Origin of the sequence: Microbacterium sp. 22242, from assembly GCF_052045495.1 — a bacterium.
In the GTDB taxonomy this organism is placed as follows: Bacteria; Actinomycetota; Actinomycetes; order Actinomycetales; family Microbacteriaceae; genus Microbacterium.
Genome location: NZ_JBQEOZ010000009.1, coordinates 120,466 through 132,401 on the forward strand (window position 1 = coordinate 120,466; position 11,936 = coordinate 132,401).

Sequence of the window (11,936 nt, forward strand, 5' to 3'; positions counted from 1 at the left end):
CCGCGCGGTTCAATTCTGCGCCGTCAGGTCGTAGGTCGTCACGCCATCCACGGTGCGGGCCGTGAAATGGGCCGTGACCCACGCCTCGATCTGCGAGGAGGCGTCGCTTCCGCCGTTGGATCCGCCCATCCGTCCTCCGGCGATGAAGTAGTGGATCCGTCCCGCCGCGACGTACGTCTGGAACTGCGCGAGCGTCGGCGACGGGTCGCTGCCGTTGAACCCGCCGATGGGCATCACGGCGCCACCCGTGCCGAGCTGATAGCCGGCCGCAGTCTGCGAGCCGATCGCGGCCGCGACCCAGGTGTAGCGCGAGGCGTCCGCGGAGAGCAGGGCCTTCAGCTGCGTGCCGACCGTGGCGGCCTCGAGCAGGCCGCCCGCGCCGCCCCTGCCGCCGACGGCGCCGCCCTGCGCGCCCGTCGCCCCACCCTGGGGGCCGGTGCCGCCCGTGCTGCCGGTCCCGCCGGGGAAGCCACCCGGCGCACCGCCCGTGCCGGCCGTGCCGCCGGGGGCCTGCCCGCCGCCGGGGAACCCGCCTGCCGCAGCGCCGCCCGTGCCTGCGGGGCGACCGCCCGGGAAGCCGCCGCGGAACCCGCCCATGCCGCTCGCGACCGCCGGGCCCGCCGTGACGATGGATCCGGAGTGCGCGCTGCCGACGGTCTCCAGCGTGTAGGCGGCCGGAGCCAGCAGCGCCCCGGCCAGCAGCGCCGAGACCGTCGCCGCGGTGAGGATCCGCGAGCGCGGCGGGAAGAGCACGAGCGCCGCACCTGCCAGCGAGACCACGAGCACGACGATCTTGAGCCACGGCAGCCAGTCCGTCGCCCGCTCCAGCAGCACCCACGCCCAGCCCGCAGTGATCAGGGCGGACGCCGCGAGCAGGACGCGTGCCCAGAGCCGGTCGCGGTGCCGGAAGACCACGGCGCCGGACGCGCCGAGGAGCCCGGCCAGCGGAGCGGCCAGCGCGACCGTGTAGTAGGCGTGGAAGATCCCCGCCATGAAGCTGAACGCGAGCAGCGTGACGACCAGCCAGCCCGCGAACGCGACGATCAGGACCCGCCGCGGATCGCGCCGCGGGGCGCGGCCGATGAGCACCAGCGCACCGGCGCCGAGGATGAGTGCGGCGGGGATCAGCCAGGAGATCTGCCCGCCGATCTCGTTCTCGAACAGCCGGAACAGGCCGGTCGATCCCCACATCCCTCCTCCGCCTGCGCCGCCACCGCCGCCGCCGGTCACGCTGCCGGTCTCGTCGCCGGTGATGCGGCCGAGGCCGTTGTAGCCGAACGTCAGCTCGAGGAAGCTGTTCGTCTGCGAGCCGCCGATGTAGGGGCGGGCCGAGGCCGGGACGAGCTCGACCACCGCGACCCACCAGCCGGCCGACACGATCACCGCCGCGAGCGCGGCGAGCAGGTGCGCGATCCGCTTCAGGATCGTGGTGCCGGCGAACGCGAGGTACACGCCGGCGAGCACAGGCAGCACGAGGAATGCCTGCAGCTGCTTGGTGAGGAAGCCGAACCCGACCGCGACGCCCGCGAGCAGCAGCCAGCGCAGCTGCTGCCGGTCGATCGCCCGCAGGGTCAGCGCGACCGAGGCGGTCAGCAGCAGGAGCAGCAGCGCGTCCGGGTTGTCGAACCGGAACATCAGCGCCGCGACCGGCGTCAGCGCGAACACGCCCGCGGAGACCAGCCCGGCAGGGGAGCCGAATCGGCGGCGCACCGTGACCAGGATGATCGCGGCGGTGGCGACGCCCATGAGCGCCTGCGGCACGAGGAGGCTCCAGGAGCTCAGCCCGAAGATCCGCGCCGACAGCTCCATGATCCACAGGCTCGCCGGCGGCTTGTCGACCGTGATCGAGTTGCCGGCGTCGCTCGATCCGTAGAAGAAGGCGACCCAGTTCTGCGTGCCGGCCTGCACCGCCGCGGAGTAGAAGGCGTTCGCCCAGCCGCTCGCGGCGAGGTTCCAGACGTAGAGCACCCCGGTCAGCAGCAGGACGCCGAGGGATGCCGGCGTCTCCCAGCGCGCGCGGACGGTGCGCGCGGAATCGTGCCGGATGGCCGGGGACGACCCGGTGGCGGGGTGCGCCGGGAGGCCCGGTGCGATGGCGATTGCGGCGTTCATGATCGGTTCGCCTCCTGAGCGAGTGCGGTGAGGTGATGCCGGGTCGGCAGGGGTTCGGCGGTCGAGGAGGGTGCGGCCCCGCCGGAACGACCGGCGGCGCGGCCGTCGGCCGTCCGGCCGCGGAACACCCAGAGCCGCAGCAGGACGAACCGCAGCAGGGTGGCGACGAGGTTCGCGCCGGTCAGCGCGCCGACCTCGACGAGCGTGCCAGGATGCGGATCCGCGGCGTGCAGAGCGACGAGGGATCCAGCGGTCAGTGCCCAGGCGATCCCGAACACGACCAGCCCCTGCAGGTGATGGGTGGACGCGCCCGCCCTGCCGCGGATCCCGAAGGTGAACCGCCGGTTCGCCGCGGTGTTGGCGACGGCGGTGACCAGCAGCGCGAGGAAGTTCGCCGCCTGCGCCGGCAGCGCGACCGCGAACATCAGGTAGACCACGGCGTAGGCGACCGTCGACAGTGCGCCGATCACGCCGAAGCGCACCAGCTGCGCGAGCAGGGGCATCGGCGGCCGCGCGAACGGGTGCCGGCCGATGTCGCGGTAGAGCTCGTCGACGGGGATCCGTCCGCGGGCGAGCCCTGTCCCGACCCGCACCATGCCCTTCAGGTCGGCGGCCGCGGTCGCGACGACGTCGACCGAGCTGTGCGGGTCGTCGATCCAGTCGACGGGGACCTCGTGGATCCGCAGCCCCGCGCGCTCGGCGAGGATCAGCAGTTCGGTGTCGAAGAACCAGCCGGTGTCCTGCACGTGCGGCAGCAGCCGGCGCGCCACGTCGGCGCGGATCGCCTTGAAGCCGCATTGCGCGTCGCTGAAGCGGACGCCGAACGTGCCGCGCAGCAGCAGGTTGTAGGACCGGGAGACGAACTCGCGCGTGCCGCCCCGGACGATCCGGGAGCTCGTCGCGAGGCGCGATCCGATCGCGAGGTCGGAATGGCCGGACAGCAGCGGGGCGATGAGAGGGCGCAGCGCCCGCAGATCCGTGGACAGGTCCTCGTCGAGGTAGACCAGCACCCGCGCGGGGGACGATGACCACACCGCCTTGAGCGCTCGGCCGCGGCCCTTCTCGGCGAGGTGCACGGTGACCACGCGGTCGAGCCTGGCGGCGAGCGCGTCGGCCAGCTGAGCGGTCCCGTCGGTGCTGGCGTTGTCGGCGATCGTGATGCGCCAGGACGCCGGCTCCTCGGAGCACAGATGCTCGTGCAGCAGTGCGATGCTCTGCTCCAGCGTGTCCCGCTCGTTGTGCACGGGGACGACGAGGTCGAGGTCGAGGTCGAGGTCGAGGGGCGGATCCTGGCTCATGGGGTCCATGCTCGACAGCGGCCCGGAGCGGGCGCTTTGCCGCGGCTATGGGCCCGCTAAGGTCCGGTCGGGCAGGATCAGGCGACGCGCACGACGGTCTTCCCGGTCGCGGCACCTGCGCTCTGGCGCACATGCGCGTCCTGCAGCTCGTCCCAGGCGACGACCTCGGGTGGCGGGATGACCAGGCCTGCGGCGAGGTCCTGCACCACGGCCCCGATCAGGCGCCCGACCCGGTCCGGCGCGGTGCGGGCCAGGTTCAGGATGCTGAACCCGCCGATCGACCTGTTCCCGCCGCGGAGCGGTCCGTAGGCCGGTGGCTGCGGATCCGGTTCGCCGGCTGCGGCGCCGTAGGAGAGCAGGATCCCGCCCGCGGCGAGCGCGTCGACCGCCGCAGCCAGCACCGAACCACCCACGGAGTCGAGGATCAGATCGAACGGACCGCCCGCCGCATCCGCGGCCGCCGCGAAGAACCCGTCGTCGCGGACGACGGTGACGTAGTCGGATCCGGCCGATTTGCGCGCGGATCCCACGCCGCCGACGACCGCGGCCGCACCGGAGCGCGCGAGCAGCGCACCGAGCGCGGCGCCCACCCCGCCGCCCGCACTGGTCACCAGCACGCGCGCGCCGTGCAGGTCGCCGGCACGAGCGAGCAGGCCGGCCGCGGTCGCCCAGGTCACCGGGATGGTGGTGGCGGCCGGCAGGTCGACGCCGTGCGGCACGAGTGCGGCGAGCCGGGCGTCCGCCACCGCGAGCTCGGCGTATCCGCCGCCGTCCGACGCGAACGCCGCCACCGCGTCGCCCGGCGCGAAACCGGTCACGCCATCGCCGACGGCCTCGACCGTGCCGCCGACCTCCATGCCCGGCACGAACGGCCACCCCGAGGCGTACCCCGGCGCGCCTCGTCGGGCGAGCACGTCGGTGAAGTTGAGCCCGGCGTACGCCACCCGCACGAGCAGCTGGCCGGGGCCCGCCGCGACGGGCTCCCGCTCGGCGTACCGCAGCACGGACTCATCGCCCGGCTCGGTGATCTCGAAGACCTTCATGCGCATTCCCCCGTCGGATCACCGCCGACGATACCTCGGGCACCGTCGCGTCCGTGCACGCGCTGCGCGATCGCGGCGATGTCGGCGGGCCCGAAGCCGCAGCAGCCGCCGACGTAGCGGGCGCCGGCGTGGATCCAGGCGTCCACGAGGGCGAGGTCGAGCGTGTGCGCCTGCGACCAGGTCTTCGTCGCGCTGTCCCACACGCCGCCGTGATTGGGATACGCCACGGCGGGAAGGCCCGTCTCCGCGACCGCGGTCTCCACCGCTCCCAGCAGGTCGTGCTCGTGCGAGCAGTTCACGCCCGCCGCGACGAGAGTGCGGGATCCGGCGAGGACGGCGTAGGCCTCGGCGAGCGGCTGCCCTGCGCAGGTCGCCTCGCCGCGCACGGAGTAGCTGAACCAGGCCGGCACGCCCAGCTCGTCGAGCAGCGCGGTGAGCACGGCCGCCTCTTCCAGGTCCGGGATGGTCTCGACCGCGAACAGATCCGGCCCGGCGGCGGCGAGCGCCTCCAGACGCGGCGCATGGAAGTCGCGGAGCCGGGCCGTCCCGATGCCGTAGCGGCCGCGATACTCCGAGCCGTCGCCGAGCACGGCGCCGTAGGGGCCGACCGACGCCGCCACGCGCAATCCGGGCCGCAGCGCGGAGCACTCGTCGCGCACCTGGAGGGCGAGCGTCACCCCGCGCACGATGAGCGCTCCGGCCTGCACCGGATCCATGCCCGCAGCGACGAAGCCGCGCTCGCTGGCCTGGTACGTGGCGGTCGTCGCGACGTCGGCGCCGGCCTCGAAGAACGCGCGGTGCACGCGTGCCACCCGCTCCGGCTCGTCGGCGAGCAGCCGTGCCGTCCACAGCGCGCCGCCCACCTCGATGCCCTGCTGCTCGAGCGCCGTCGACATGCCGCCGTCCAGCACCGTCACGGGGCGCCCGGGCTCGAGCGCCCCTGTGGCGTCCGGCCCGGTGCCGACCCGCTTCGTCGCGTGCTCTGCGGTCATCGCCCGCCCTCCTCTCGTCCGGCGCGCGGCTGCGCACGACGGCGGTCCACTACGCTCGATCCATGCCGACCGCCGAGGACTCCCTGGCCCGGAGCAGCATGGGCCGAGGCTTCGACGTGCTCTCGGCGCTGGCCGCTCTGATGGTGTCGGCGCCCGGCGGCGCGTCCGTGCAGGAGGTCGCGCACGCGCTCGGCCGCGAGCGCTCGCAGGTCTCCCGCACGCTGGCGGCGCTCGCCGATCAGCGGCTCGTGGTGCGCGGGGAGGATCACCGCTACCGCCTCGCCTGGGGCTGGTACGCGGCCGCCCAGGATCTCACCGACCACCGCATGCGCACGATCGGTCTCGACGTGCTCGACGACCTGGCCGCCTCGGTCGGCGAGGCCTGCTTCCTCGGCGTCCTCCAGGGCGACAGCACGCTGACGATCGTGGAGAGCATCCCGGCGGAGTCCCGCATGATCGGATCCTGGGTCGGCCGCGCCTACCCCGCGTTCTGCAGCGACGCCGGGCAAGCGGTGCTGTGGGACGCGACCGACGACGAGGTGCGCACGGTGTTCGCGCGGACCGCGTTCACCAGTCCTGGCCCGAACGCGCCGGCGTCGGCGGACGACTTCCTCGGCCGGCTGCGCGAGGCGCGGCGGCGCGGCTACGCGATCGTGGACCAGGAGGCCGAGCCCGACCTCTACTCGGTGTCGGCGCCGGTGTGGGACTTCCGCGGCGAGACCGTCGCGGGCGTGCAGATCGTCGGCCAGCGGGCATCGCTGCAGCCGCGCACGGCGGAACTGGCCGGCGCGTGCACCGCCGCGGCCGAGGTTCTCTCCGCAGCGCTCGGGGCGCCGGCCGATCGCCAGACGGCGTACGCCTCTCACTGACCACTCGCAAGGGTGCTGAGCCGGTCGCGCGCCTCGCGCAGCGCGGACACCGCCGCACGCCTGCGCCCCGCGCTCAGCGGAGCACCGCTCACGGTGAGCGACGCCACGACCCCGCTCGAGTCCCGGATCGGCAGGGCGAGATCGGTGATGCCCTCCGCGTACTCGTCCGCGGCCGTGATCACGCCGGCGGCCCGGTCCCGCTCGAGGAGCGCATGCACCTCGCCGGCCGTGCGCGCCGCTGCGGGGCCGCCCACGCCGACGAACTGGACATCCTGCAGCACCTCGGCGAGCCGCTGCGGCGAATGATCCCAGAGCAGCGCGCGGCCCGCGCCTGTGCACCAGATCGGCGTCGCCATGCCGTATCGCAGCGAGGCATCGACGGCGCCGACCCCGGTCTCGGATCGCAGCAGCAACGCGGCCGGGCCGTCGGCCGCGCTCACGAGCGCGGTCATCCGCAGGGTCGAGGCCAGGGTCCGCAGCTCCTGCCGCGCGGCGCGCAGCCACGGCGCGTCGAGAGCCGCTGCGGTGCGGAAGTAGGCGTCCCCCGCACGGAACACGGCCGCCTCGTCGCGCTCCAGGAAGCGCAGGGCACGCAGCTCCTGCGTGAGCCGGGACACCCGCGAGCGCTCGATGCCGGTGGCGTCCGCGAGCCGCGAGGCGTTATGCCCCGGCCGGCCCGAGCGCTCCCGCTCGACGGCCGAGCCGAGCAGCGCCAGTCCCTGCGACAGCGACGACGGAGCCGACATCGCCCCTCCTCGCTCCCACCGACGTGCCCCGGACCCGGCTGCGCCCGGTCGTGCCAGCCTATCCAGGCGGATCCGGGACACGTCGTGCGTCTCGTCGGCTGTCACCGACCGCCCTCGGCCACCGGCTCCTCGACGGCGGGATCCTCGTCGACGGAGACGGGGGCCTCCTCGCGCAGCGGCGTCACGGGCTTCGCGCCGCGCCGTCCGTACCGCCACCAGAAGAACAGGTAGCAGAGGCCGACGAAGGGCACGCCGAAGTAGAGCGCCGCGACCTGGTTCGGGTCGAACGCGATCGCGATCACCGAGATCAGCAGCAGCAGGAAGGCGGCGATCGGCACCAGCGGGAACAGCGGCGTGCGATACGGCAGCGTCGACAGGTCGCCGCCGCCACGGACGAACGCGCGCCGGTGGAAGTACTGCGAGGCCACGATCGACATCCACACGGCCACCACGGCGAAGCCCGCGACGGACACGAGCACCAGGTACACGGTCTCGGCGGCGATCACGCTCGACAGCAGCGAGACGAGCCCCAGCACCATGCTCACGCTGAGTGCCACGATCGGGATGCCCCGTTTCGTGAGGCGCGTCAGCGACCTCGGCGCGTGGCCCTCCTCCGCGAGCGAGAACAGCATCCGCGCGCAGGAGAACAGTCCGCTGTTGCCGGCCGACAGCAGCGCGGTGATGATGACGAAGTTCATGATGTCGGGTGCGAACGGCACGCCCACGTACTGGAACACGTCGACGAACGGGCTGCTCGTCACGCTCGCCTTGTCGTACGGCAGGATCGCGGCGATCACGGCGATGGATCCCACGAACAGGACGAGCAGGCGCAGCACGGTGGACCGCAGTGCGCGCGGGATGTTCCTGCCGGGGTCCTTCGTCTCGCCCGCGGCGACGCCGATGAGCTCGGAGCCGCTGAACGCGTAGAACACGGCGAGCGAGGTCATCAGCACGCCGCCGAAGCCGCCGGGGAACAGACCCTTGGGCGTCGCGAAGTTGTGGAACAGCAGCGCGGCGGGGTGCTGGCTCGACAGCGGCGTGATGCCGAAGACGGCGGCCCCGCCGAGCACGATGAGCACCACGATCGCGATCACCTTGATCAGGGAGAACCAGAACTCGGTCTCCCCGAAGACACGCGCCGAGATCGCGTTGATCGAGAACAGCGCGGCCGCGAACACGAGGCACCAGACCCAGACGGGGACGCCGGGGAACCAGCGCTGCATGAGGATGCCTGCGGCAGTGAACTCGGATCCGAGCGCGACCACCCAGCACAGCCAGTACAGCCAGGCCGTGGTGAACCCGGTGGCGGGCCCGATCGAGCGGGCGGCGTAGATGTGGAACGCACCCGACACCGGGTAGGCGGTCGCCAGCTCGCCCAGGCACGACATCACCAGGTAGACGACGAGGGCGCCGACGAGGTAGGCGATGATCGCGCCGAGCGGGCCCGCCTGGCTGATCGTGTAGCCGGAGCTGAGGAACAAGCCGGATCCGATCACGCCGCCGAGGGCGATCATGATCAGGTGCCGCGCGTCCATGGAGCGCTGCAGTCGGCGCAGGGGAACCTGCGTGGCGGTGGTGCGGGGCAGAGCGTTGGGCAGCTCTTTCTCCCCGGGAAGAGGGCTCATGAGGTCTCGCATTCAGGGTCGGGAGGGGCGGAGACAGGAATCCTTCGTGCTATATCACCACAGCAGTGTGCTTATGTCGCACGAATTGTTTCCGGACATTACCGCGGCGCCGCACCGGGCACAAGGGCCGGACCAGCGGAGAACGACCCCGAGGCGAGGGACGGACAGAGCGTCGGCGGCTCCGCCGCAATGGCAGCCCGGGCGGGCGGATCGTCAGGCGCGCACCGACATGCCCCGCGCTCAGGATGGATGCCGAACCGTCCATCGACCTTCCTAAGGAGCCCGCCGTGCACCGTCACGATCTCGCCCTCATCGGCTTCGGCGGCGTGAACCGCGCCCTCGCCGAGATCATTCAGACCCGCGGAGAGGAGCTCGCCGACGACCTCGGCTTCGGCTTGCGCGTCGTCGCGATCACCGACCTGCGCCTCGGCTCGCTCATGCAGACGGGCGGGATCGACCTCGGCGCCGTGCTCGCCCTGCCCGAGGGCGCCACATTCGCAGGCCTTCCAGGCGGCGCGGGGGTGCCGCAGAACGACTTCGTGATCCGCAACACCACCGCGGACATCGTCGTCGAAGCGACCTTCACCAACCCGGTGGACGGAGAGCCGGCCGTGTCGCACGTGCGCGCCGCCCTGGAGAGCGGCAAGAGCGTGACCACCACCAACAAGGGCCCTGTCGCCCTCGCCGGCGCCGAACTGAGCCGGATCGCGGCCGAGCACGGCGTGCGGTTCGAGTACGAGGGCGCCGTCATGAGCGGCACCCCGGTGCTCCGCTTCGCCTCCGAGACGCTGAAGGGCCTGCGGGTCTCGGGCGTGCAGGGCATCCTGAACGGCACGAGCAACTTCGTGCTGGGCCGGATGGAGACGGGGATGACGCTCGCGGAGGCGGTCGCCGAGGCGCAGGCCCTGGGCTACGCGGAGGCGGATCCCACCGCCGACATCGAGGGCTCGGACGTGCAGCTGAAGGTCGTGATCCTCGCGAACGAGATCCTCGGCGCGGCGATCACGACCGCCGACGTGCGACGGCGCGGGATCTCCCGGGTCTCGCCGGAGGACATCGCCGCGGCCGCCGCCGAGGGCCGGCGCTGGAAGCTGATCGGCTCCGCGACGCGCACCCCCGACGGCGAGGTCGTGGCGACGGTCGAGCCGGTCGCGCTGCCGCTCGAGCACGCGCTCGCCGGGGTGTCCGGGCCGACCAACGCAGTGTCGTTCGACACCGACCTGCTGGGGACGGTGACCGTCTCCGGCCCCGGCGCCGGCCGCATCGAGACGGCGTACGCGCTGCTCTCCGACATCATCGCGGTCGACCAGCACGCCCGCACCCTGGCCGAGGCGGCGCGATGAGCGCGACGGGCATCGCCGCGCCGCCCGCAGGCGTCATCGAGGACACCGCGACCGGCGCCGAGGCGGCACGGGAGGCGCTGGTCGTGCGCAACCCGTTCGACGGCCGCGAGATCGGCGCCGTGCCGCAGAGCACGCCCCACGACGTGGAGCGGATCCTGCAGCGCGCACGCGAGGGCTTCCGCACCTCCCGCGCACTGCCCCGCTTCGCCCGGCACCGGATCCTGGACCGGGCCGCGACGCTGCTGCGCGAGCGTGCCGACGAGGCCGCGGCGCTGATCGTACGCGAGGCCGGCAAGACGATCCGCCAGGCGCGCAAAGAGGTCGGCCGCGCCGCGACCACACTCTCGCTTTCGGCCGACGCGGCGCGCTCGAACGCCGGCGAGGTCGTCCCCTTCGACGCGTTCGAAGGATCCGCGAACCGTCGCGGCTGGTTCACGCGGGAGCCGCTCGGGATCGTCGTCGCGATCACGCCGTACAACGACGCACTCAACCTCGTCGCGCACAAGCTGGGTCCGGCGATCGCCGCAGGGGACGCGGTCATCCTCAAGCCGTCGCCGTTCACCCCGCTGACCGCCCGCTTCCTCGTCGACCTGCTCGCGGACGCGGGGATGCCCGCCGAGATCGTCACCACGGTGCACGGCGGACGCGCGCTGTCCCAGGCGCTCGTCGCCGCCCGCGACGTCCGCCTCGTGTCGTTCACCGGCGGGTTCGCCACCGGCGAGGCGATCGCCCGCGGTGCCGGACTGAAACGGCTCGCGATGGAGCTGGGCGGCAACGCCCCGGTCCTGGTGTTCTCGGACGCCGACATCCCCGCGGCGGTCGAGGCCTGCGTCTCCGGCGCGTTCTGGGCCGCAGGACAGAACTGTGTCGGCGCGCAGCGGATCCTGGTGCAGCGCGAGGTGCACGACCGGTTCCGCGCCGCCTTCGTCGCGCAGACGAAGGCGCTCGTGGCCGGCGACCCGTCCGACGAACGCACCGATGTGGGTCCCATGATCTCGCCCTCGGCCGCCGAGCGCGCCGAGCGCCTCGTCGACGACGCCGTCGCGGCCGGCGCACGCGTGCTCCCCGGCCACCGCCGGGACGGATCCGTGTACTGGCCCACCGTCGTCGAGCACGTGCCGTTCTCGAGCGCGCTGTGGTGCGAGGAGGCGTTCGCGCCGATCGTCGCGATCTCGCCGTTCGACACGGAGGACGAGGCCGTCGCGCAGGCGAACGAGATCGAGTACGCGCTGCATGCGGGGGTGTTCACCGCCGACCTCGCCCGTGCGCTGCGCGTCTCGGAGCGGATCGAGGCGGGAGGCGTGATGATCAACGACTCCTCCGACTACCGCGTCGACGGCATGCCGTTCGGCGGCGTCAAGTACGGCAGCATGGGCCGCGAGGGCGTGCGCTTCGCGTTCGAGGAGATGACCCAGCCGAAGGTCGTCTGCATCAATACCTGAGCGCCCCGGCCGAGGCTCCGCCTCAGGGCCGGTCGATGACCCGGGCGAGGGAGACCGAGGTGACGGTGTTCTCGACGCCGGGCAGGGCGGCGATCTCCTCCCAGATCTCCCCGATCCGCTCCATCCCGTCGGCCTGCACGATCGCGAGGAGGTCGAACTCGCCCGACAGCACGTCGCAGCGCACGACCTCGGGGATCCGCTCGAGCGCCGTGACCACGTGCGCGCCGCGCATGCGGTCCGCCCGGTACACCATCACGACGGCCGTGACGCGGCGCGGCGAGGCGGCACCGCGGACCACCGTGTAGCCGGAGATCACGCCGTCGCGCTCCATGCGCTCGATCCGCTGCTTCACCGCGTTGCGGGACAGATGCACGCGCGCCGCGAGCGTGACGAGCGGGGTGCGCGCGTCGGCCGTCAGCTCCGCGAGGATGCGGTGATCCGTGCCGTCCATCTTGTGCCACCTTCA

Annotated in this window: 10 protein-coding genes; 3 read left to right on the plus strand and 7 right to left on the minus strand. The window is 73.1% G+C overall.

Annotated elements, in window-relative coordinates; all coding sequences use genetic code 11:
* Window positions 1-9: 9 nt before the first annotated feature.
* From ACTJJZ_RS11650 to mmuM, 4 genes are all read right to left on the minus strand, one after another.
* Window positions 10-2,112 (minus strand): glycosyltransferase family 39 protein, encoded by a 2,103-nt coding sequence (locus ACTJJZ_RS11650; RefSeq protein WP_440721357.1) that lies wholly within the window; start codon window positions 2,110-2,112, stop codon window positions 10-12.
* Window positions 2,109-3,410, minus strand: a complete 1,302-nt coding sequence (locus ACTJJZ_RS11655) for a glycosyltransferase (RefSeq protein ID WP_440721358.1) — start codon at window positions 3,408-3,410, stop codon at window positions 2,109-2,111. The genes ACTJJZ_RS11650 and ACTJJZ_RS11655 overlap by 4 nt, the downstream gene beginning before the upstream one ends.
* Window positions 3,411-3,487: 77 nt before the next feature.
* Window positions 3,488-4,453 (minus strand): quinone oxidoreductase family protein, encoded by a 966-nt coding sequence (locus ACTJJZ_RS11660; protein ID WP_440721359.1) that lies wholly within the window; start codon window positions 4,451-4,453, stop codon window positions 3,488-3,490.
* The gene (mmuM, locus tag ACTJJZ_RS11665; protein WP_440721360.1) at window positions 4,450-5,445 is read right to left on the minus strand and encodes a homocysteine S-methyltransferase; all 996 of its coding nucleotides are present in this window, start codon (window positions 5,443-5,445) and stop codon (window positions 4,450-4,452) included. The genes ACTJJZ_RS11660 and mmuM overlap by 4 nt, the downstream gene beginning before the upstream one ends.
* Window positions 5,446-5,507: 62 nt before the next feature.
* On the opposite strand from mmuM, the gene ACTJJZ_RS11670 reads away from it, so the two are divergent.
* Entirely contained in the window at window positions 5,508-6,314 is an 807-nt protein-coding gene (locus ACTJJZ_RS11670; RefSeq protein ID WP_440721361.1) for an IclR family transcriptional regulator, read from the plus strand.
* Here ACTJJZ_RS11670 and ACTJJZ_RS11675 read toward each other — a convergent pair.
* Entirely contained in the window at window positions 6,308-7,060 is a 753-nt protein-coding gene (locus ACTJJZ_RS11675; RefSeq protein ID WP_440721362.1) for an IclR family transcriptional regulator, read from the minus strand. The genes ACTJJZ_RS11670 and ACTJJZ_RS11675 overlap by 7 nt on opposite strands.
* 101 nt (window positions 7,061-7,161) lie before the next feature.
* On the minus strand, window positions 7,162-8,685 hold the full coding sequence (locus tag ACTJJZ_RS11680) for an amino acid permease (RefSeq protein WP_440721363.1): 1,524 nt from the start codon (window positions 8,683-8,685) through the stop codon (window positions 7,162-7,164).
* 287 nt (window positions 8,686-8,972) lie between these two features.
* Between ACTJJZ_RS11680 and ACTJJZ_RS11685 the strand changes: the two genes are divergently transcribed.
* Window positions 8,973-10,028, plus strand: coding sequence for a homoserine dehydrogenase (locus ACTJJZ_RS11685; RefSeq protein ID WP_440721364.1), 1,056 nt, complete (start codon window positions 8,973-8,975; stop codon window positions 10,026-10,028).
* On the plus strand, window positions 10,025-11,470 hold the full coding sequence (locus ACTJJZ_RS11690; protein ID WP_440721365.1) for an aldehyde dehydrogenase family protein: 1,446 nt from the start codon (window positions 10,025-10,027) through the stop codon (window positions 11,468-11,470). Before ACTJJZ_RS11685 ends, ACTJJZ_RS11690 begins: the two co-directional genes overlap by 4 nt.
* 22 nt (window positions 11,471-11,492) lie before the next feature.
* Here ACTJJZ_RS11690 and ACTJJZ_RS11695 read toward each other — a convergent pair whose 3' ends face one another.
* Complete coding sequence (locus tag ACTJJZ_RS11695) at window positions 11,493-11,921, minus strand: Lrp/AsnC family transcriptional regulator (protein ID WP_440721366.1); 429 nt, start codon at window positions 11,919-11,921, stop codon at window positions 11,493-11,495.
* Between the last annotated feature and the right edge of the window lie 15 nt (window positions 11,922-11,936).

Coding starts and splice junctions, on each gene's coding strand:
- ACTJJZ_RS11675 (WP_440721362.1), bottom strand. CDS start 7,060: ATGTCGGCTCCGTCGTCGCTGTCGCAGGGACTGGCGCTGCTCGGCTCG.
- ACTJJZ_RS11655 (WP_440721358.1), bottom strand. CDS start 3,410: ATGAGCCAGGATCCGCCCCTCGACCTCGACCTCGACCTCGACCTCGTC.
- ACTJJZ_RS11680 (WP_440721363.1), bottom strand. CDS start 8,685: ATGAGCCCTCTTCCCGGGGAGAAAGAGCTGCCCAACGCTCTGCCCCGC.
- ACTJJZ_RS11695 (WP_440721366.1), bottom strand. CDS start 11,921: ATGGACGGCACGGATCACCGCATCCTCGCGGAGCTGACGGCCGACGCG.
- ACTJJZ_RS11670 (WP_440721361.1), top strand. CDS start 5,508: ATGCCGACCGCCGAGGACTCCCTGGCCCGGAGCAGCATGGGCCGAGGC.
- mmuM (WP_440721360.1), bottom strand. CDS start 5,445: ATGACCGCAGAGCACGCGACGAAGCGGGTCGGCACCGGGCCGGACGCC.
- ACTJJZ_RS11690 (WP_440721365.1), top strand. CDS start 10,025: ATGAGCGCGACGGGCATCGCCGCGCCGCCCGCAGGCGTCATCGAGGAC.
- ACTJJZ_RS11650 (WP_440721357.1), bottom strand. CDS start 2,112: ATGAACGCCGCAATCGCCATCGCACCGGGCCTCCCGGCGCACCCCGCC.
- ACTJJZ_RS11660 (WP_440721359.1), bottom strand. CDS start 4,453: ATGAAGGTCTTCGAGATCACCGAGCCGGGCGATGAGTCCGTGCTGCGG.